The sequence below is a fragment of the Microbacterium galbum genome (assembly GCF_032464915.1).
GTDB classification, from domain to species: Bacteria; Actinomycetota; Actinomycetes; order Actinomycetales; family Microbacteriaceae; genus Microbacterium; species Microbacterium galbum.
Window position 1 is genome coordinate 340,623 of the sequence record NZ_JAWDIS010000003.1, and the last position, 20,164, is coordinate 360,786.

20 protein-coding genes and 2 tRNA genes are annotated in these 20,164 nt (G+C 70.2%); 13 read left to right on the top strand and 9 right to left on the bottom strand.

Annotation, left to right across the window (positions count from 1 at the left end):
- Positions 1-65: 65 nt before the first annotated feature.
- From RWH45_RS14415 to RWH45_RS14435, 5 genes are all read right to left on the bottom strand, one after another.
- Positions 66-551 (bottom strand): Dps family protein, encoded by a 486-nt coding sequence (locus tag RWH45_RS14415; protein WP_076675873.1) that lies wholly within the window; start codon positions 549-551, stop codon positions 66-68.
- 110 nt (positions 552-661) lie between these two features.
- Complete coding sequence (locus RWH45_RS14420; protein WP_315995579.1) at positions 662-1,861, bottom strand: signal peptidase I; 1,200 nt, start codon at positions 1,859-1,861, stop codon at positions 662-664.
- On the bottom strand, positions 1,852-2,346 hold the full coding sequence (locus RWH45_RS14425) for a hypothetical protein (RefSeq protein WP_315995580.1): 495 nt from the start codon (positions 2,344-2,346) through the stop codon (positions 1,852-1,854). Before RWH45_RS14425 ends, RWH45_RS14420 begins: the two co-directional genes overlap by 10 nt.
- Positions 2,343-2,858 (bottom strand): hypothetical protein, encoded by a 516-nt coding sequence (locus tag RWH45_RS14430; protein ID WP_315995581.1) that lies wholly within the window; start codon positions 2,856-2,858, stop codon positions 2,343-2,345. Before RWH45_RS14430 ends, RWH45_RS14425 begins: the two co-directional genes overlap by 4 nt.
- Positions 2,859-2,870: 12 nt before the next feature.
- The gene (locus RWH45_RS14435; protein ID WP_315995582.1) at positions 2,871-3,467 is read right to left on the bottom strand and encodes an alternate-type signal peptide domain-containing protein; all 597 of its coding nucleotides are present in this window, start codon (positions 3,465-3,467) and stop codon (positions 2,871-2,873) included.
- A gap of 148 nt (positions 3,468-3,615) precedes the next feature.
- On the opposite strand from RWH45_RS14435, the gene RWH45_RS14440 reads away from it, so the two are divergent.
- From RWH45_RS14440 to RWH45_RS14450, 3 genes are all read left to right on the top strand, one after another.
- Positions 3,616-4,152: a gamma carbonic anhydrase family protein gene (locus tag RWH45_RS14440; RefSeq protein WP_315995583.1), complete on the top strand. Its 537-nt coding sequence runs from the start codon at positions 3,616-3,618 to the stop codon at positions 4,150-4,152.
- Between the two features lie 124 nt (positions 4,153-4,276).
- On the top strand, positions 4,277-4,666 hold the full coding sequence (locus RWH45_RS14445; RefSeq protein WP_315995584.1) for an A1S_2505 family phage non-structural protein: 390 nt from the start codon (positions 4,277-4,279) through the stop codon (positions 4,664-4,666).
- The gene (locus RWH45_RS14450; RefSeq protein WP_315995585.1) at positions 4,663-5,019 is read left to right on the top strand and encodes an SdpI family protein; all 357 of its coding nucleotides are present in this window, start codon (positions 4,663-4,665) and stop codon (positions 5,017-5,019) included. The genes RWH45_RS14445 and RWH45_RS14450 overlap by 4 nt, the downstream gene beginning before the upstream one ends.
- Before the next feature lie 36 nt (positions 5,020-5,055).
- On the opposite strand, the gene RWH45_RS14455 is transcribed toward RWH45_RS14450, so the two are convergent.
- Positions 5,056-5,129 (bottom strand) — tRNA-Gly (locus RWH45_RS14455).
- Between the two features lie 190 nt (positions 5,130-5,319).
- Between RWH45_RS14455 and RWH45_RS14460 the strand changes: the two genes are divergently transcribed.
- The 8 genes from RWH45_RS14460 to RWH45_RS14495 all read left to right on the top strand — a co-directional run bounded on the left by RWH45_RS14460 (position 5,320) and on the right by RWH45_RS14495 (position 11,811).
- Positions 5,320-5,393 (top strand) — tRNA-Pro (locus RWH45_RS14460).
- A 73-nt stretch (positions 5,394-5,466) separates the two neighbouring features.
- Positions 5,467-6,978, top strand: coding sequence for a trigger factor (gene tig, locus RWH45_RS14465; protein WP_315995586.1), 1,512 nt, complete (start codon positions 5,467-5,469; stop codon positions 6,976-6,978).
- A 199-nt stretch (positions 6,979-7,177) separates the two neighbouring features.
- Positions 7,178-7,693 (top strand): tetratricopeptide repeat protein, encoded by a 516-nt coding sequence (locus tag RWH45_RS14470; RefSeq protein ID WP_315995587.1) that lies wholly within the window; start codon positions 7,178-7,180, stop codon positions 7,691-7,693.
- 78 nt (positions 7,694-7,771) lie between these two features.
- Positions 7,772-8,356, top strand: coding sequence for an ATP-dependent Clp protease proteolytic subunit (locus RWH45_RS14475; protein WP_058231493.1), 585 nt, complete (start codon positions 7,772-7,774; stop codon positions 8,354-8,356).
- A 23-nt stretch (positions 8,357-8,379) separates the two neighbouring features.
- Complete coding sequence (locus tag RWH45_RS14480) at positions 8,380-9,042, top strand: ATP-dependent Clp protease proteolytic subunit (RefSeq protein ID WP_315995588.1); 663 nt, start codon at positions 8,380-8,382, stop codon at positions 9,040-9,042.
- A gap of 261 nt (positions 9,043-9,303) precedes the next feature.
- Entirely contained in the window at positions 9,304-10,572 is a 1,269-nt protein-coding gene (gene clpX / locus RWH45_RS14485) for an ATP-dependent Clp protease ATP-binding subunit ClpX (RefSeq protein ID WP_315995589.1), read from the top strand.
- A 41-nt stretch (positions 10,573-10,613) separates the two neighbouring features.
- Entirely contained in the window at positions 10,614-11,147 is a 534-nt protein-coding gene (locus tag RWH45_RS14490) for a hypothetical protein (protein ID WP_315995590.1), read from the top strand.
- Between the two features lie 154 nt (positions 11,148-11,301).
- Positions 11,302-11,811, top strand: coding sequence for a GNAT family N-acetyltransferase (locus tag RWH45_RS14495; RefSeq protein WP_315995591.1), 510 nt, complete (start codon positions 11,302-11,304; stop codon positions 11,809-11,811).
- Between the two features lie 42 nt (positions 11,812-11,853).
- Here the strand turns inward: RWH45_RS14495 and RWH45_RS14500 are convergent, their stop codons facing one another.
- From RWH45_RS14500 to valS, 3 genes are all read right to left on the bottom strand, one after another.
- Positions 11,854-13,902, bottom strand: a complete 2,049-nt coding sequence (locus RWH45_RS14500) for a M3 family metallopeptidase (RefSeq protein WP_315995592.1) — start codon at positions 13,900-13,902, stop codon at positions 11,854-11,856.
- Positions 13,903-14,092: 190 nt separating this feature from the next.
- On the bottom strand, positions 14,093-14,341 hold the full coding sequence (locus RWH45_RS14505; RefSeq protein WP_315995593.1) for a hypothetical protein: 249 nt from the start codon (positions 14,339-14,341) through the stop codon (positions 14,093-14,095).
- Complete coding sequence (valS, locus tag RWH45_RS14510; RefSeq protein ID WP_315995594.1) at positions 14,341-16,911, bottom strand: valine--tRNA ligase; 2,571 nt, start codon at positions 16,909-16,911, stop codon at positions 14,341-14,343. Before valS ends, RWH45_RS14505 begins: the two co-directional genes overlap by 1 nt.
- Positions 16,912-17,301: 390 nt before the next feature.
- On the opposite strand from valS, the gene RWH45_RS14515 reads away from it, so the two are divergent.
- Together RWH45_RS14515 and RWH45_RS14520 are read left to right on the top strand one after the other, a co-directional pair.
- The gene (locus RWH45_RS14515; RefSeq protein ID WP_315995595.1) at positions 17,302-18,141 is read left to right on the top strand and encodes a DUF559 domain-containing protein; all 840 of its coding nucleotides are present in this window, start codon (positions 17,302-17,304) and stop codon (positions 18,139-18,141) included.
- A gap of 386 nt (positions 18,142-18,527) precedes the next feature.
- Positions 18,528-20,141, top strand: coding sequence for an ABC transporter substrate-binding protein (locus tag RWH45_RS14520; RefSeq protein ID WP_315995596.1), 1,614 nt, complete (start codon positions 18,528-18,530; stop codon positions 20,139-20,141).
- Positions 20,142-20,164 lie beyond the last annotated feature (23 nt).

The window sequence follows — 20,164 nt, forward strand, 5'->3', positions numbered from 1 at the left end:
TGACCGAGGGCGCCCGGGCATGACGAAGGGGGCGGTGCTCACGCACCGCCCCCTTCGTCGACGTCTTACGCGGCGAGGTGCGCGAAGAGGAACCAGCGGTCCTTGTCGAGGCCGCGCTTGATCTCGATCGCGACGTCCTGGCTCGACATGTCGATCTCGTCGAGGCCCTCGATGGCGGCCTCGATGTCGACGAGAACTGCGTCGATGTCGGCGATCACCGCACGGATCACGACATCCGACTGCGCGAAGCCGGCAGGCACCTCGGTCGCCTTCGCCTTGGCGGCGACGGTGGACAGGCGCGAGTCGATCGGCAGGCCCAGGGCCACGATGCGCTCGGCCGCGAGGTCGGCCCAGTCCTGCGCGTGGGCGACCACGGTGTCGAGCAGCTCGTGCACGCCGATGAAGTTCGAGCCGCGCACGTGCCAGTGCGCCTGCTTGCCGTTGACGACGAGGGCCTCGAGGCCGATCACGACGGGGGAGAGGAACTGGGCCGTGCCGGCGGCCATCGTGGGGTCGACGGTGGTGGCGGCGGGGGTCTGAACGGTGCTCATGTCTGCTCCTTGTCGCAGTGAACGAAGTCTGATGGGTGCAACGCTACTCACGCCCGAGCATTCCGCAAGCAAGATGAGGCTCGGCTAAATCCCCGGTGAGGAGGCAATCCTTACCTTCCCTCCGCTCCTCTCCGACGTCCTGCCGCGGCGCCGGCTATCAGGGCGGCGGTAGCCACGATGACGAGCCCGACCGGAGCCGCGGGCGCACCCGTCCGGGGGAGCTCTGCGGAGGTCGGCCGCCCGGGGAGCACCGCACCCGCGGTCGCCTGGGTCAGCTGCACCACCGGGGTCACCGTGGCCCGTCCCCGGCGGGAGTCGTTCTGCGCCTCCGCGTCGAGACGCAGTGCCATGTCGAGGCGCACCGTGCGCCCCGCCGGAATGATCTCGCTCACCCACGCGCCGCCGGGCGGCACCGGGACCGACGCCACGACCAACCGCAGGGCGTCCGCCAGCGCTCGGCTGGCAGGGTCGCCGTCGTCGGTGGTCTCGAGCCGCAGTCCCGCGCGAGCGGGGTCGGCACTGCCGTTGCGGATCCAGAGAGTGGCGACGCTGCTCGTCCCGGGGACGAGCGGTCCATCCGGTGCGAAGAGGCGGATGGAGCCGTCGGCGACGAAGTGCTCGCCGTCGTCGCTCACGAGGAGCCGCGCTGGAGAGGAGCCGACGGTGTCCGCCCTCGCGGGCGCCGGGACCGCCACCGAGCACGACGCGGCCAGGATCGCCGCGACAACCACCATCGGGGTGCGCGAGCGGCGTCGAGGACGACGCAGGTCGAGAGCGAAAATCACCGCGCCCCACGCGATCACCGCGACGCCGACGACGGCGATCGCTGCCCCGCGCTCCTGGCCGCCGAAGACGGCCGAAGGGTAGCCGAGCAGCGGGAGCGCGAGCACGACCGTGCCGCGGAGCTGTTCGCGTTGCACGGGAGGGTCGTCGAGGTCGTTCGCGTCACCACGGGTGATGAGAAGTCGGTCCCCGCTCGTGCTCGAGATCGTCCCCACGACGCGATGCGTCACCACGGCCGGCTCGCCCGACCGGATCTGGTAGGTCACGACATCGCCCACGCGTACGGCGTCGAACGGCGTCGGGCGCACCGCGATGAGGCTCCCCGGCGGCATCCCGGGATTCATGCTGCCGGTGAGCACCGTGTAGGTCTGCGCGCCGAGGACGGCGGGCACGACGACGGTCAGGAGGGCGAACGCCGAGACGGCGATCAGGAGGACCGTCGACAGGATGCCGCGCGCCCGCGCCATGCGTCCGGGGGAGGGCGGGGCGGAACGGCGATCGCGCCGGAGGCCGACGTTCACGGACACGTCGCACCCCCGAGGACGAAACCGAGGCCGTTCCCGGGGACGACGGTCTGCGCAGCGCTGGGCGACGACCGCCAGAGGCCGTTGATCGACACGGCGGCGACGGTGGGATTGCCGGTCAGCAGGGTCACCACGCCGCCGAGCAGTCCGCCCTGCACGGTGACAGAGAACGTCTCTCCGGTCACGGTGGAATCCTGCACGCGCGCGAGCTCGGGGGGCTGACCCGTCCGCACGTTGGTGGCGATCACGGAGTACTCCTTCGCCCCCGTCACCCGCGCCCAGGTGAGGCGCGCGGCGGCGAGCCCGTTGACGGTCGTCGGCGCGCACGACAGCAGCGTCGGCGCACCGAGTGCGCCCGCATTCAGGGCGGGCAGCGGGACGGGCGCGCTCACCTGCCACGCGGCGGATGCCGGGCTGGCGCCCGCCAGGGCCAGGATCAGCGCGGTCACCGCGACCGTGGCCCGCGCGTGTCGACGCCGCGTCGTCACTGCACGACCTGGTCGGCGGTGACGACGACGGTCGGCGTGAGCGCCGTGCCCTGGAGGGAGGCGGGGGCATCCGCCGCAAGGGTGGCGCGCACGCACAGGTCGACCGACTGTCCCGGGCTGAAGCCGCCGGCCGGTGCATAGGACGTACCCGAGGCGATGACCGTCGCGCTTCCGCACGAGCCGAGGTAGACCCGCGTCGTGACGTACGCCGGGGCGGTGACGGTGGGCGTCAGACGCCAGCGCAGCGTCGTTCCGCCGGCGCGGGTCTCGGTGACTCGCAGCAGGGGGGTGTCGCTGGAGCGGTCGGGGTACAGCGGCGTCCACGTCGACCAGTCCCCGATCCACTGGGTGGCGAGGTCGAACGACCCGGATGCCACGGGTCCCGCCGTCAGCGATGCCTGAGCGCGCCAGGAAGCCTGGGCGGCAGCGGTGCCGGTACCGAGCACCAGGGCCGCCGCGAGCACCGCCGCTGCGCGCAGTCGTCCGCGGGGGGACGCATCACGCGTCGACATCGAGGCACCGGGTCAGCTGGACGCCTGCGTGAGCGTGAAGGCGATGTCGTTGAGGTTGACGCTCTGGGTGGCTCCGGCACGGCCCGTCGTCCCGGGCTTGAAGGTGATGGTGAGGGTCGCCGTGGCGGCGCCGCTGTTGGCCGAGGTGAGGCGGTAGGTGTTCGTGCCGGTCGCCGTGCCGTAGCTGCTCACCGTGAGGACCACGTCGAGGTTGCTGCCCAGGGCTCCCGATGTGAACGTCGACCCCACCTCGGCCTTGAGGTCCGCGGCGATGGTGGTGCCCACCAGCGTCACGTCCAAGGGCTGGGTCAGGGTGAGGACGTCTCCGGGGACGATCTTGACGGTGGTCAGGTTGCTCACCGATTGCGCCGAGCCCAGCACGCCCTTCAGGCTCCACGTGCCCGTGCCGAGCGAGAGGTTGAGATCACCCGCGCTGACGGGGCCAGCGGTGAGCGCGGTCTGGGTCGACCAGTAGGCATACGTCCCACCGCCTGCCGACAGCAGGGCGGCACCGACGGCGATTGCGAGGATGGCGGTGGTGCGCCGGTGCCGTCGGACGGGTCGGGCGGTGGGGGTGGGGGCGGGGGCGGGTGCTGTCGACGATGACATGACGACTCCAAGAGCGGCTGCGACTGAGGTGGCTCCGAACCTACGAGGGCTCCGGCCGGCTGCCACTACCGGTTCTGGGTCGCCGGGTACCGTTCCGCTCGTCCCTCGGTAGTCGTCAGTAGTGCCCCGCGACGGCTAGCCTCGGCCCATGACGATCGCCCCCGATGCCTCCGTCCTGACCCTCGACGGCGCGACGCCCTCCCTGCACGGCAGTGCGTTCGTGGCATCCGGGGCCCGTGTCGTGGGTGCGGTGACCCTCTCCGAGGGGGCGAGCGTCTGGTACAACGCCGTCCTTCGCGCCGACAGCGCCCCGATCGTGGTCGGGCCCCGCAGCAACCTGCAGGACAACGTCTCCGTGCACGTCGATTCCGGCCACGGGGTCGTCATCGGCGCCGACGTATCGGTCGGCCACAACGCGGTCGTGCACGGATGCAGGATCGACGACGGATCGCTCATCGGCATGGGCAGCGTGGTGCTCTCGGGTGCGCACATCGGCGCGGGATCGCTCGTGGCCGGGGGCGCGGTGGTGCTCGAGGGGACGATCGTGCCGCCGGGGTCGCTGGTGGCGGGTGTTCCGGCGAAGGTGCGCCGCGAGCTCACGGCGGCGGAGCGCGAGGGGATCGTCCGCAATGCGGAGACCTACCTCAGGCACACGGCGCGCCACGCCCACGCGCAACACGTCTGATCCATCACGCGGGACCGTCGGTGCTCGGGACGCGGTGCGCAGTGAGCGCGGCCCGCTGTTTCGCTCGCCGTCCGCCACCCGCGATGGGTGGGCGTCGCGAGCGAGGCGTGCATAGGGTGGGGCGATGACCATCACCACTCTCGAGCCCGGTGAGGTCTTCGTCTTCGGGTCGAACGCGGCCGGCGCGCACGGCGGGGGAGCGGCCCGGTTCGCCCTCGATCGTTTCGGGGCCGTGTGGGGACAGGGCGAGGGGCTGCAGGGTCGGTCCTACGCGATCGACACGATGTCGGGGCCGACCGTCTTCGAGGAGCAGGCGCGCCGATTCGTCGCGTTCGCTGCCGACCACCCGGAACTGCGCTTCCTCCTCACCGAGGTGGGCTGCGGGATCGCCGGATACCGCCCCGAGCAGGTGGCGCCGTTCTTCACGGGGGCCGGTCGCAACGTCGAACTGCCCGCGTCGTTCCGCCGCGTCCTGGCCCGCCGTGCCCCCGGTGCCGAGGGAGAGGTCCCGTGATCATCGCCCTCAGCACCGCCGTCCCTCTGCTGATCGCCGGGGCGCTCATCGCGTGGCTGGCCTACCGGTCCTCCCGCGGCACGCTGACCCGCAACCTCTGGATGGGCATCCGCACGACCTCCACGATGCGCAGCGACGAGGCGTGGCGGGTCGGTCACACCGCGGCCGTCGTGCCGATGGCCGTGTCCGGGGCCGGTCTCATCGCGGCGGGAGCCGCGGCGATCGTCGTGGGCGAGGACGCGGCTGTGTGGACCGCGATGGCCGGCTGCGCGTGGGCGGTCGTGTGGCTTCTCGTCGCCGCGGTCGTGGCCGGGCGCGCGGTGGAACGGATGGATGCCGATACCGGGCGCTGATCGGAAGGAGCCGTGATCGTCGCAACGACGGGGGAGTGGAGGGGCTGACGAGAATCGAACTCGCATCATCTGTTTGGAAGACAGAGGCTTTACCACTAAGCTACAGCCCCGAATTCCGCCGCTCATGACGAGCCGCGGAGTCGGACTCGTCTACTGTACGACACGGCGCAGGCGGTCGCGAACGCACCCGGTCGACTCGGATGCCGATTTCGCCCCGCACCGCGAGAAAACCGGCGGTCCCAGGTCGATCGACTAGACTTTCCGAGGTCGTTTCGTCGAACGCGTTCGCGCGCGTCGCCCCGGGGCGTAGCTCAGCTTGGTAGAGCGCCCGCTTTGGGAGCGGGAGGCCGCAGGTTCAAATCCTGTCGCCCCGACGCAACGGCCCCACAGACCACAGGCCCACACGGCCCCCGCGTGCGCGCGGGCCACACGAGGAGAACACACCGCATGGTCAACAGCACCGTCGAGCAGCTCAGCCCCACCCGGGTCAAGCTCCACATCACGGTCTCGCCCGACGAGCTCAAGCCGAGCATCGCCCACGCCTACGAGCACATCGCCCGCGACGTGCAGATCCCCGGCTTCCGCAAGGGCAAGGTCCCCGCGCCGATCATCGACCAGCGCATGGGCCGCGGCGCCGTCATCGAGCACGCCGTCAACGAGGGTCTCGACGGGTTCTACCGTCAGGCCGTCGAGGCGCAGGACCTCCGCGTCATCGGCCGCCCGAGCGCCGAGATCGTCGAGCTCCCCGAGCTGAAGGACTTCTCCGGCGACCTCGTCGTCGATGTCGAGGTCGACGTGCGCCCCGAGTTCGAGCTGCCCGCGTACGACACCATCACGGTGACCGTCGACGCGGCATTCGCCGACGAGGCCGGCATCGACGCCGAGCTCGACCGCCTGCGCGCCCGCTTCGGCACGCTCGTCACCGTCGACCGTCCGGCCACCAGCGGCGACTTCGTCGAGCTCGACCTCGTCGCCACGATCGACGGCAACGAGATCGACCGCGCCGAGGGCGTGTCGTACGAGATCGGCTCCGGCGAGCTGCTCGAGGGCATCGACGAGGCGATCGAGTCGCTCACCGCCGACGAGCAGACCACCTTCCGCTCGAAGCTCGTCGGTGGCGAGCACGCCGGCGAAGAGGCCGAGGTCGCCGTCACCATCAAGGCCGTCAAGGAGCGCGAGCTCCCCGACGCCGACGACGACTTCGCCCAGATGGCGTCCGAGTTCGACACCATCGCCGAGCTCCGCGAGTCGCTCAGCGAGCGCGTGTCGCAGCAGGCCGTGTTCACGCAGGGTTCGGCCGCGCGCGACAAGTTCATCGACGCCCTCCTCGAGGCCGTCGAGATCCCCGTGCCCCCGCAGCTCATCGAGGACGAGGTGCACAACCACCTCGAGGGCGAGAACCGCCTCGAAGACGACGAGCACCGCGCCGAGGTCACCGAGGCGAGCGAGAAGCAGTTCCGCACGCAGATGGTGCTCGACAAGATCGCCGAGGACGCCAACGTCCAGGTGTCGCAGGACGAGCTGACGCAGTACCTCATCCAGTCGGCTGCGCAGTACAACATGGCGCCGCAGGACTTCGTCAACGCGCTGCAGCAGGGCAACCAGCTCCCCGCGCTCGTCGGCGAGGTGGCCCGCAACAAGGCCCTCGCGATCGCGCTCGGCAAGGTCACCGTCGTCGACACCGACGGCAAGCCCGTCGACCTGACCGGTTTCGTCGCCGTCGAGGGCGAAGAGCCCGTCGAGGGTGACGACGTCGCGGACGAGGGGCCGGCCGAGGAGGCCGCCGCTGAGGAGGCCCCCGCGAAGGCTCCGGCCAAGAAGCGTGCCCCCGCGAAGAAGAAGGCCGACGCTGACGCGGCTCCCGCCGAGGAGGCCGCCGCTGAGGAGGCCCCCGCGAAGGCTCCCGCCAAGAAGCGCGCCCCGGCCAAGAAGAAGGCCGACGCCGCCGACGGCGAGTAAGTCATGACGGAGGGGGTGGATGTCACGGCATCCGCCCCCTTCTTCGTTCCCGGATTCCGGTGAGCGTCCCCGACACGCCCTCCAGCGCACCGCTCGCGCGTCGTGTCCAGACGCTCGACATCCGGGTCACCGACCCCTGTTGAGTGTCCAGAACACGCCGCGCGTACCGACGGTCGGCGGCGCGTCCTGGACACTCAACATGCCTGACGAGAGATGGATGCGACACATGGACGACTGGCAGAGCAGAGTGGATGCCGTCTGGGCCGATGATGCGCTCAGCCCCACCGAGGTGATCTCGCGGATCGACGAGCTCGCCGCCGAGCGACCCGACGACGATGCCGTGGCGCTCTTCGAGCGGGCAGGAGCACGCGACTCGGCGGGCGTCGAGGACGAGGCCGAGGTGTTGTACCGTCGCGCGCTCGAGATCGGCCTCGACGACGAGCGCCGCACCCGCGCGACGATTCAGCTCGCCAGCACCATCCGCAACCTCGGCAAGACGGAGGAGGCGCTCGGGATGCTCCGGGCGGAGTATGAGCGCGAGCCGCGCGGGGAGCTGCACGACGCGGCTGCCGCCTTCTACGCCCTCGCGCTGGTGTCGAGCGGGGAGCCGGAGCAGGCGGCATCCGTCGCTCTCCAGGCCCTCGCGCCGCACCTGCCGCGCTATACCCGTTCCGTGACCGGATACGCGCGAGAAATCGCCGACGATCCGCGCTGATCCGCCCGCGGCGAACACGGCATCCCGCCCACGGACCCGCCGGTAGATTCGTTGCAGATCACCGGAAGAGGAGCACACATGCCCGAACCCCTTATGGCAACGAGCGTCTTCGACAGGCTGCTGAAGGACCGCATCATCTGGCTCGGTTCGGAGGTGCGCGACGAGAACGCGAACGAGATCTGCGCCAAGATCCTGCTGCTCGCGGCAGAGGACCCGCAGAAGGACATCTACCTCTACATCAACTCGCCCGGCGGCTCGATCACGGCCGGCATGGCGATCTACGACACGATGCAGTTCGTGCCGAACGACATCGTCACCGTCGGCATCGGCATGGCGGCGTCGATGGGCCAGCTGCTGCTGACCAGCGGCACCAAGGGCAAGCGCTACATCACGCCCAACGCGCGCGTGCTGCTGCACCAGCCCCACGGCGGCTTCGGCGGCACGTCGAGCGACATCCAGACGCAGGCGCAGCTCATCCTCGACATGAAGCGCCGCCTCGCCGAGATCACCGCGAACCAGACCGGCAAGAGCGTCGAGCAGATCAACGCCGACGGTGACCGCGACCGCTGGTTCACCGCTCAAGAGGCCCTCGAGTACGGCTTCGTCGACCACATGCGCGAGCACGCCACCGACGTCACCGGCGGCGGCGGAACCGCGGCCTGAGTCGAGAGGAAAAGGACACCGACATGAACATCCCCACCTTCGGCGGCGCAGCGGCCCACATGCCCTCGAGCCGCTACGTCCTTCCTCAGTTCGAGGAGCGCACGGCCTACGGCTACAAGCGCCAGGACCCCTACAACAAGCTGTTCGAGGACCGCGTCATCTTCCTGGGCGTCCAGGTCGACGACGCCTCGGCCGACGACGTCATGGCCCAGCTGCTCGTGCTCGAGTCGCAGGACCCCGACCGCGACATCATCATGTACATCAACTCGCCCGGCGGCTCGTTCACGGCCATGACGGCGATCTACGACACGATGCAGTACGTCTCGCCGCAGATCCAGACCGTGGTTCTCGGTCAGGCCGCGTCCGCGGCATCCGTGCTCCTGGCCGCCGGCGCGCCCGGCAAGCGTCTGGCCCTGCCGAACGCCCGCATCCTGATCCACCAGCCCGCCATGGGCGAGGCCGGTCACGGGCAGGCGTCCGACATCGAGATCCAGGCGCAGGAGATCCTCCGCATGCGCACCTGGCTCGAAGAGACGATGGCCCGCCACACCGGTCAGGACGTCTCGAAGGTCAACAAGGACATCGACCGCGACAAGATCCTCTCCGCCGCCGAGGCGATGGAGTACGGCATCGTCGACCAGGTGCTCACGACCCGCAAGCGTCAGCCCGCGGCCCTCACCGCCTGACACGCTCGCGACACAACGAAGCCCCGCAGACCCGTTTCGGTCTGCGGGGCTTCGTCGTGCGCGGTGAGCCCCGCGTGAGTCGCCGGATTTCGTCGCCCCCGGCGATGCGGGAGCGACAGATCCCGGCGAATCGCGCGGGGGAGGGAGGGTCCGCCGTCGGCGATCACGACACCGCCGGGCGCGCAAATGCCCTCGGATGTCGCGGGCTCGGGTTAGGCTCGGGTACACACCGGCGGGGGCCGGGTGACGGGAGGAACCGGCATGGCACGCATCGGTGAGAGCGCCGACCTGTTCAAGTGCTCCTTCTGCGGCAAGAGCCAGAAGCAGGTGCAACAGCTGATCGCCGGTCCCGGCGTGTACATCTGCGACGAGTGCGTGGAGCTCTGCAACGAGATCATCGAAGAGCGCATGGCCGAGTCCTCGGCCGGCGAGGTCGCCGAATTCGACCTGCCCAAGCCGCGCGAGATCTTCTCCTTCCTCGAGGAGTACGTCGTCGGTCAGGAGCCCGCCAAGCGCGCCCTGGCCGTCGCCGTCTACAACCACTACAAGCGCGTCCGCGCGCACGGCACGCTGCAGCCCGCCGAGGCGCGCGCCGAAGAGATCGACATCGCCAAGAGCAACATCCTGCTGCTGGGCCCCACGGGCTGCGGCAAGACCTATCTCGCCCAGACGCTCGCGAAGCGCCTCAACGTGCCGTTCGCGGTGGCGGATGCCACGGCCCTCACCGAGGCCGGCTACGTCGGTGAAGACGTCGAGAACATCCTCCTCAAGCTCCTCCAGGCCGCCGACTTCGACGTCAAGCGCGCCGAGCAGGGCATCATCTACATCGACGAGGTCGACAAGATCGCCCGCAAGGCCGAGAACCCCTCGATCACGCGCGACGTGTCGGGTGAGGGCGTGCAGCAGGCGCTCCTGAAGATCCTCGAGGGAACCGTCGCCTCGGTTCCGCCGCAGGGGGGCCGCAAGCACCCGCATCAGGAGTTCATCCAGATCGACACGACGAACGTGCTGTTCATCGTGGCCGGTGCCTTCGCGGGGCTCGAGGAGATCATCTCCGCTCGCGTCGGCAAGCACGGCGTCGGCTTCGGCGCTCCGCTGCAGCGTAAGGAGGACGCGCCCGATCTCTTCAGCGAGGCGCTGCCCGAAGACCTGCACAAGTTCGGTCTGATCCCCGAGTTCATCGGTCGTCTGCCCGTCGTGGCATCCGTCTCGCCGCTGGATCAGGACGCGCTGATGGAGATCCTCACCGCGCCCCGCAACGCCCTCGTCAAGCAGTACCAGCGCATGTTCGAGCTCGACGGCGTGCAGCTCGAGTTCGACGACGACGCGCTGCGCGCGATCGCCGATCTGGCGGTGGCCCGCAAGACGGGTGCGCGCGGTCTGCGCGCGATCCTCGAGGACGTGCTCGGCCCCATCATGTTCGACGTGCCCTCGGCCGACGACATCGCGAAGGTCGTCATCACCCGCGCGGCCGTCGAAGACGGAGCCCAGCCGACGATCGTGCTGGCGCAGAAGCGCCGCAGCGCCTGACCACTCCGCTCGTGTTCCACGGGCGCGGTGAGCGGCTGCGGGTGAGCCCTCTCGCCGTCGGGGGAGTGACGCGCGGGGCGCGGCTGGTCGTGCGAGACGATCCGGGGGCTGCGCTGTCGACTCTCGTCGACGCCCTGCGTGCCGAGCGGTTCGACGTCGGCGACGACCGCATGTCGCGGGCCCTGTCGGCGCGGGGGTCGGAGTGGATCGCGCAGGACGTGCGCATCGGGGATCCCTCCCCGACATGGTCGTCGGGGATCTTGGATGCCGCGCTGCAGCACACCCCGCTCGCCTTCCTACCCGGGCTCCGCCGACGCGCCACCCCCACGGTCGTCGTCGCGAGCGCCCGCGCTCACGACGAAGGGGCGGAGCTCGTGGCGTTCTCGCACCCGACCCTGGTCGGCTGGACCACGACGAACGACGCGGCGCACCTCCTCACCGCTACCCTCGACCGCGTCGAGGCGCAGTACGCGCCCGCGGGACTCCTGGTGACGCGAGAGGCCCTACGCGGCATCGCGAACGACGGAGCGCCCGCCTCGCAGCAGTTCGTCCGCGACGTGCTCGGCTGGCGCTGAGGTCCTCCGCTCCCGCGTCCGCGGTGCACCGGTGCGCGGACGCCCTCCGGCGGCCGGGCCGAGGAGCGCGCGGCCGGCGCGCCCACCCGACGGACGCCGAGCACCGTCCTGCACCCCGAGGCCAAAGAGGTTCCGAGGCGGGCAGGATGGAGGGATGCTGTCCGCTCTTGCTGTCCCCGTCGCCCTGTCGAGTCGAGCCGGGGAGGTGCAGCTGCGCCGGGCCGTTCCGGCCGACCTGTCCGGGCTGATGGTCCTTCTCGCGGATGATCCGATCAGTGCGGCGCGCGGCGATCGCGGTGACGATTCCGACGGCACGGCCTATGCGGCGGCGCTGCGAAGCGTGCTCGAGGCTCCGCTGAACGACCTCCTCGTCGTCGACGATGCGGAGGGCCGTCTCGTCGGCACCCTGCAGCTCACCGTCATCCCCGGCATGGCCCGACGCGGCGCCACCCGCCTGCTGGTGGAAGCCGTGCGCGTGGCCTCGACGGAACGCTCGGCGGGCATCGGCACGGCCGTGATGCAGTGGGTGATGCACGTGGCCGCACCGGCGACCGGCGCGAGCCTCGTGCAACTGACTTCCGACGCGGCGCGCGTGGATGCCCACCGGTTCTACACGCGTCTCGGCTTCGTCGACTCGCACATCGGGTTCAAGTACGCGCTCTGACGCGGCGTCCCCGGACGCCGGGAGCGGCCGCGCGCACCGACCTCAGTCGGCGAGACCGCGCCGCTCGAGAAGCGGCTGGATCTCGGCATCCCGACCCCGGAAATCGCGGTAGGCGGCGAGGGGATCGCCGGACCCACCGACCCCCAGCAGCCTCCGGCGGAAGCGGTCGCCGTTCGCGCGCGTGAGTCCGCCGTTCTCGCGGAACCACTCCACGGTGTCGGCGTCGAGCACCTCGCTCCAGATGTAGGAGTAGTACCCGGCGCTGTACCCGCCCGAGAACACGTGCGCGAAGTACGTCGAGGCGTAGCGGGTGGGAACGGCGGGGTTGTCGAGGCCGATGTCGGCGAGGGCTCGCGCCTCGAACTCCGCCACGTCAATGCCCGCCGAGGCCTGGTCGACCGAGAGGCCGTGCCACGCCTGGTCGATCCAGGAGGCCGCGAGGTACTCGCTGGTTGCGAAGCCCTGGTTGAACGCCTCGGAGGCGTGCAGTCGCTCGACGACATCGGCGGGGAGCGGCTCGTCGGTGTCGATGTGGCGGGCGTAATTCGTGAGGATCTCGGGCCAGAGGATCCACATCTCGTTCACCTGGCTGGGGAACTCGACGAAGTCGCGGTAGACGGCCGTGCCGCCGAAGTGCGGATAGGTCACCGTCGCGAAGAGCCCGTGCAGGGCGTGGCCGAACTCGTGGAAGAGGGTGGTGACCTCGTCGAGCGTCAGCAGCGTCGGGGTTCCGGGAGCGGGCTTGTTGACGTTGAGGTTGTTGACCACCACCGGGGCCGTGCCGCGGAGCCGGGACTGTGTCACGATCGAGTTCATCCACGCGCCCCCGCGCTTGGTGTCGCGCGTGTACAGGTCGAGCAGGAACAGCCCGAGCTCGCTGCCGTCGGCGTTGTGCACCTCGAACACGCGCACGTCGGGGTGGTACCCCTGCAGGTCGTGGCGTTCGGTCATGCGGATGCCGTAGAGCTGCTCGGCGGCGAAGAACACGCCGTCGCGCAGCACGCGCTCGGCCTCGAACCACGGCCGGAGGGCCGCGCGATCGAGGTCGTACCGTTCGGCGCGCACCTTCTCGGTGTAGAACGCCCAGTCGTGGGCTTCGATCCGGATGCCGTCGGCATCCGCGATCTCCTGCAGGGCGTCCTGCTCGCAGCGGGCGTTGGCCGCTGCGGGGGCGGCGAGCCGTCGCAGCAGGTCGCGCGCGGCATCCGGAGATCCCGCCGTCTGATCCGCCAGGACGGCCGCCGCGTGCGAGGGGTAGCCGAGAACGGCGGCGCGCTCGGCGCGCAGACGCACGATCTCGCGGAGGACCCCGCGGTTGTCGTTGTCGTTGCCGCGCGCGGCGCGGGAGCGCGACGCCTCGAGCAGGCGGCGGCGGCTCTCACGATCCGTCAGAGAGGCGAGAAGCGGGTGCCCCGTGTACAGGGTGAGGGTGACGACGTAGCGGCCGTCGAGTCCGCGGCTGGTCGCTGCCTGAGCGGCGGCGGACAGCTCGCCGTCGCTGAGTCCGTCGAGTTCGGCGGCGGTGTCGAACGCCACGGCGAGGTCGTTCGTGTCGGCGAGGAGGTTCTTCTCGAAGGTGTTGGTGAGCACCGAGAGTCTCTGATTGAGCTCGGTCAAGCGCTGCTTCTCGGCGTCGTCGAGGCCGGCGCCCGCGAGCGACATCTCGCGGTGGTACCGCTCGACGAGGTAGCGGCTCTCGGCGTCGAGATCGAGGTCGTCGAGCTGCGCGTGCACGGCGGCGATGCGGGCGAACAGCGCGGAATCGAGCTGGATGGCGTCGCGGTGTGCCGACATGAGCGGAGCGAGCTCCTCTTCGACGGCCTGGATCTCCGCGGTGCCGTCAGCACCGGTGACGGTGTAGAACGTGCGGCTCACACGACCGAGCAGTTCGCCGCTGCGCTCGAGCGCGACGAGCGTGTTCTCGAAGGTCGGCGCATCGGACTGCGCGGTGATCGTGTCGATCTCGTCGCGCTGTGCGGCGAAGCCGGCCTGGAACGCGGGCAGGTAGTGCTCGACGCGGATGCTGCCGTACGGCGGCAGATCGTAGGGGAGCGAGGGCGGCGCGAGGAGGGGATTGGGGGCATCCGTCATCGGTCCAGCCTAGGCGGCGTGCCGTCCGCGGTCACGGCCGCGGCTCCTCCGCGGCGACGGCATCGACGCGCTCAGCCAGCCGGGGCGGAGGGTCCTGAGCCAGAGGAAGGGACCGGGACCTCTCGCTGTCGAACGAGAGAGCCCGCCGTCCGCCCGGAGGCGGCGGCGGGCTCTCGCCGGCGACGACGGCTCAGGCGAACTCGGCGTCGTCGTCGTACCGCACGACGACCTCGCCCGAGGCCTCCTGCGAGACGATGACCCCCGTGTCGAGCTCGGCCACGGGGCGTCCTTCGAGGAAGGTCAGCGTCCACCGCGGCGCGGGGGCGCTCAGACCATCGGGGTTGAGCGTGGCCTCGACCGCGGCGATCTGGGCGTGCAACGCCTCGGGAACGGCCTTCGGCGGCTGCTCACGGGCGGTCCAGCGGGTTCCGAGCTGCATCAGGCCTCCTGGGGTGCGAACACGATGTCGTTGACGGTGGTGGTGTTGGCCTCGGCGAACGAGATCGTCTCGATGCGCCCGACCGCGCGCAGGTCGCCCTCGGCGAGACGCAGGGCCGCGACGTTCGGACCCGACACGATCAGCGAGGTGACCGGCGTCTTCTGCGAGGCCTTGGCCTCGGTCTTGGCGCGACGGATGCCGATGAGCGCGGCGCTCACCGCGGTCAGCACCGCGGGGTCACCCTCGATGCCGAGCGGCTCGGGCCAGGAGGCGGTGTGCACCGATCCCTCTTCGAACCACGACCACACCTCTTCGGACGCGAACGAGAGCACGGGGGCGAACAGGCGCACGAGCGTCGACAGGGCCGTTCGCAACGCGAGGGCCGCCGAGGCCTGACCCACGTCGGTCTGGTCGTAGGCGCGCTCCTTGACGAGCTCGAGGTAGTCGTCGCAGAACGTCCAGAAGAACGACTCCGTGATCTCCAGCGCGCGTGCGTGGTCGTACGCCTCGAACGCGGCGGTGGCGTCGCGCACGACGGCATCCAGGGTCGCCAGCATCGACGCGTCGAGCGCGTGCGTGACCTGGGCCCCCTCAGGGACGGGGAACGACAGCACGAACTTGGCCGCGTTCAACAGCTTGATCGCGAGGCGCCGACCGATCTTCACCTGCGTGGGGTTCTGCGGGTCGAACGCCGCGTCGGTGCCGAGGCGGCTCGACGCCGACCAGTAGCGCACGGCGTCGGAGCCGTGCTGCGTGAGGATGTCGGCGGGCGTCACGACATTGCCCTTCGACTTCGACATCTTCTTGCGGTCGGGGTCGACGATGAAGCCCGAGATCGCGGCATCCGACCAGGGGCTCCGGTCGTCCTCGAGCGCGCTGCGCAGCATCGTGGAGAAGAGCCAGGTGCGGATGATGTCCTGACCCTGCGGGCGCAGGTCGAACGGCGAGACGAGGTTCCACAGCTCCTCGTCGCGCTGCCAGCCACCGGCGAGCTGCGGGGTGAGCGAGGACGTCGCCCACGTGTCGAGGATGTCGCGCTCGGCGTCGAAGCCGCCGGCGACGCCCCGCTGATCCACCGTGTAGCCCGGGGGCACGTCGGTCGTCGGGTCGACGGGGAGCGAGGCGAGGTCGGGCGTGAGTACGCGCGAGTAGTCCCGCTCGCCGTTCTCGTCGAGGCCGTACCAGACGGGGATCGGCACGCCGAAGAACCGCTGGCGCGACACGAGCCAGTCGCCGGTGAGGCCGTTGGTCCAGTTCTCGAAGCGCACGCGCATGAAGTCCGGATGCCACGACATCTCGCGGCCGAGGGCCACCAAACGCTCGCGCAGCTCGGCATCCCGAGCGCCGTTGCGGATGTACCACTGGCGCGTCGACACGATCTCCAGCGGGCGGTCGCCCTTCTCGAAGAACTTCACGGGGTGGGTGAAGGGCTTGGGGGCGCCCTCCATGGCGCCGGACTCCTGCAGGAGCTCGACGATGCGCTTCTTGGCGCTGAACACCGTCTTGCCCGCGAGTTCCGCGTACGCCGCCTTCGCGGCATCCGTCACGATCACATCGGGGGCCTCGGCGACGATGCGACCGTCCTTGCCGATGATCGTGCGGTTCGGCAGGTCGAGCTCGCGCCACCAGATGATGTCGGTCACGTCGCCGAAGGTGCAGATCATGGCGATGCCCGATCCCTTGTCCTTCTGCGCGAGGGGGTGCGCGAGCACGGGCACCTCGACGTCGAACAGCGGGGTGCGCACCGTGGTGCCGAACAGCGGCTGGTAGCGCTCGTCATCCGGGTTCGCCACGAGTGCCACGCACGCCGGCAGCAGCTCGGGACGGGTGGTCTCGATGAACACGTCGCCCGAGCCGTCGGTCTTGGCGAAGCCGACGCGGTGGTAGGCGGCGGGCTGGTCGCGGTCCTCGAGCTCGGCCTGGGCGATCGCGGAGCGGAAGTCCACGTCCCACAGCGTGGGGGCGAGCGCCTGGTAGGCCTCGCCGCGCTCGATGTTGCGCAGGAACGCCAGCTGGCTCGTGCGGATCGAGTCGTCCGAGATCGTGCGGTAGGTCTGGGTCCAGTCGACGCTGAGGCCCAGCTCGCGGAACAGCTCCTCGAACTGCTTCTCGTCTTCGATGGTGAGCTGCTCGCACAGCTCGATGAAGTTGCGGCGGCTGATGGGCACCTGGTCGGCGGCCTTGCTGCTCTTGTTGTCGCCGCCCGCGAACGGCGGGGTGAAGTCGGCATCGTAGGGGAGCGAGGGGTCGCAGCGCACGCCGTAGTAGTTCTGCACGCGGCGCTCGGTCGGCAGGCCGTTGTCGTCCCAGCCCATCGGGTAGAACACCGTCTTGCCGCGCATGCGCTCGAAGCGCACCTTCACGTCGGTGTGCGTGAACGAGAACACGTGGCCGATGTGAAGGCTTCCGGATGCCGTCGGCGGCGGGGTGTCGACCGAGTACACGCCCTGACGGCCGGCCTCTGCGGCGCGCAGACGGTCGAAAACGTACGTGCCGCGCTCGTTCCACGCGGCGTCCCACTTCTGCTCGAGGCCTTCCAGCGCGGGCTTGTCGGGAATGGTGGCAGCCATGGGGTACTCCTCGAGCGATATGGGCGGCACTGTGTGAGCGTGCCTGATGGGTGTGGGGTCCAGGATACCGGGGTCGCGGGCGGCACGTGGGTCTGCGGAGGGTGTGGCGGGAGCTGGCCGTGAACGAGACAGGGCCAGGGCGCTCCCGCCGCCGCCCTAGCGTTCGCGATCTGCCCAGCGTCAGTCGTGTTCGAGGTTCGGTGACTGAGCGGAGGCGGATTGCGAACGGGGAGCGGTGATAGGAGAGGGCGGACAGTGTCAATGCCTGCGGAGTGGACGGGAGATCGGGTTCGACAGTCGCTCGGCGACCCTTCCTCCCGAGGGCTTCGTGGTTCCACGGATCGTCCCATCGGCCCCGGTGGCTCTCCGCGAGCGGACACGATGGACGGTATGCACCCTCCGCCGGTTCTTCGAATCGCCGATCGTGTGGCGCTGCTCGGCGGCGTCGCCCGCTCGACACGGCTCCTCGACGAGGGACACAGCAAGCATCACCTGGCCCGCGCGGTGGAGAAGGGACTGCTCTTCCGCGTGCAACGCAACTGGGTGGCCGTTCCGGGTGCGGATCCGCTTCTCGTCGCAGCGGCCCGTACGGGCGTCGTGCTGTCTTGCGTCACCGCGGCTCGGCGTCTGAAGCTCTGGATCGCAGAGTCGCCCGAGCTCCCGCATGTCGCGTACCGCGGGTCGGGTCGGGTGCGTGGGCCCGCAGCCGTCGTCCATTGGCAGCGACCGGTCGTCCCGAGGCATCCTGACGCCCTCGAAGACGGGGTGGAGAACGTGCTCATGACGGTCGCAGCGTGTCAGCCCTACGAACGGGCGCGAACGGTGTGGGACTCGGCGCTCAACCAGCGACTCATCGACGTGGAGGTTTTGCGGCGGCTGCCGTGGACGGGAGCGGCGCGGCGCCTCGCTCACGAGTCGTCACCGTGGGCCGACTCCGGGCTCGAGACCATCTTCATCGTTCGGCTGCGGTGGTTGCATCTCCCCGTCCGCCTGCAGATCTGGATCGCGGGTCACCGCGTCGATGTGCTGATCGGCGAGCGTCTCGTGGTTCAGATCGATGGCGCGCATCACGTCGGCGCACAACGGACTTCCGACATCGATCACGACGCGCAGCTCATGCTGATGGGCTATCACGTCATCCGAGTCGGGTACGCCCAGGTCATGCACCAGTGGGAGGACGTGCAGGAGCGGATCATGCACGCCATCGCGCAAGGTCTGCACAAGGCCTGACGCACGGCCGACCGGGAGAGTGGTGGGCGCCGTCCTGGCGAGGGTCGAGGCCCGGTGCCGTCGCAGGGTCAGTTATCTGCCCTGAGGCGGGTGCCGTGGCAAGGAGGCGACTGATCGGGCGCCGATCACTGACCCCGGCCGGATCGCTGACGTGGGCCGGGGTCGAAGCTCGGTGCCTCTGCAGGCTCAGTGATCTGCTCCGGGTAAGTGCGGTGGCGGGGAGGCGACTGATCGGAGGCCGATCACTGACCCAGGGCAGACGACCGCACAACGGCCGATCGCCCCGCACGGGCAGATCGCGCGGCGCCGCAGCCGCCACTTTCCGCACCCGGTCCAGGAACACCGGTAGGCTGGGGGTTCCCCACCCGATACCTCGAGGTTTCGTCATGCCCTCTCAGCTTTCCCGCCGCGTCCTCTCGGCCGTGGCCGTCGGCGCGGTCGCCGCTCTGTCCCTCTCCGCCTGCGCCGGGTCCGACCCGGCGGCATCCGGTGACGGCGAGATCGTCTGGGCCATCGAGGGCGCGAACCTCTCGGCCGGCAAGATGGACCCGCAGACCAGCCAGCTCGACGTCACCGCAATGGTGCAGCGGGCCGTGCTCGACTCGCTCGTGTTCCAAGAGGCCGACGGATCGTTCTCGCCCTGGCTCGCCGAGTCGTGGGACATCGAGGACGGCGGCGCGAGCTACCTCTTCCGCCTGCGCGACGACGTGACCTTCCACGACGGCACGCCCTTCGACGCGGCCGCGGTCAAGGCGAACTTCGACCGCATCGTCGACCCCGACACCGCCTCCGCCCAGGCCGCGAGCATGCTCGGCGGCGAGCTGTACGCGGGCACCGACGTCGTCGACGAGCACACCGTGCGCGTGCGGTTCACGCAGCCGTACGCGCCGTTCCTGCAGGCCGCGAGCACGGCGCTCCTCGGCTTCTACTCCCCGAAGGTGCTCGAGACCCAGGCCGACCAGCTCGCCGCGGGCGGTCCCGACATCACCGTCGGCACGGGCCCCTTCGAGCTGACCGAGTACACGCCCGACCAGGACATCGTCTACACCCGCAACGACGACTACACCTGGGGTCCCGACGGCGCCGGCGCGCCGACCTTCAAGACGCTTCGCGTCGACATCCTCCCCGAGGCCTCGGTGCGCGTGGGGGCGCTCTCCAGCGGCCAGGCGGACGTCGTGACCAACCTGCCGCCGAACCTCGTGTCGCAGGTGCCGGCCGACGACACCGTCCAGTCGATCGCCTACCCGGGCCTGCCCTACTCGCTCTTCCTCAACGAGAAGTACGGTGTCTTCGCCGATCAGAAGGTGCGCCAGGCGTTCACCCGTGCGATCGACGTCGACACCGCCGTGAGCGAGATCTTCTTCGGCCAGTACCCTCGCGCGTGGAGCATCCTCGGCGCCACCACCCCCGGCTACGACGCGAGCCTCGAGAACTCGTGGCCCTTCGATCCGGCCGCCGCGAACGCCCTGCTCGACGAGGCCGGCTGGACCGGACGGGATGCCGACGGCATCCGCACCAAGGACGGCCAGCGCCTCACGGCCCGCTGGATCGCCTGGACCCCCGTGCCCGATGACCGCGCCGCGCTGGCCAACGCCGTGCAGAGCGACCTGAAGGCCGTGGGCTTCGACCTGCAGCGCGAGGTGCTCGAGCCGGGCGCGTACAACGAGCAGTACGGCCCGAAGACCTACGACGTCACCGACTGGGGCTTCTCCGGCGTCGACCCCGACCTGCTGCGCAGCCACCTCGCGACCGACGGGTTCCAGAACGCCTCGCAGGTGAGCGACCCGGCGATCGACGCCCTCCTCGAGCAGGGCGCCTCGACCACCGACACGGCCGCGCGCAACGACGTGTACGCCCAGGTGCAACAGTGGAACGCCGAGCACGCCGCGATCGTGCCCCTGTACAGCCCCACGCTGATCAGCGCCGTGAGCCCCGACGTCACCGGGCTGAGCTTCGACCTCTACGGTCGTCCGCTCTTCGCCACCGCCACGGTCGGCTGAGCGCCCCTGCGACGACGGATACC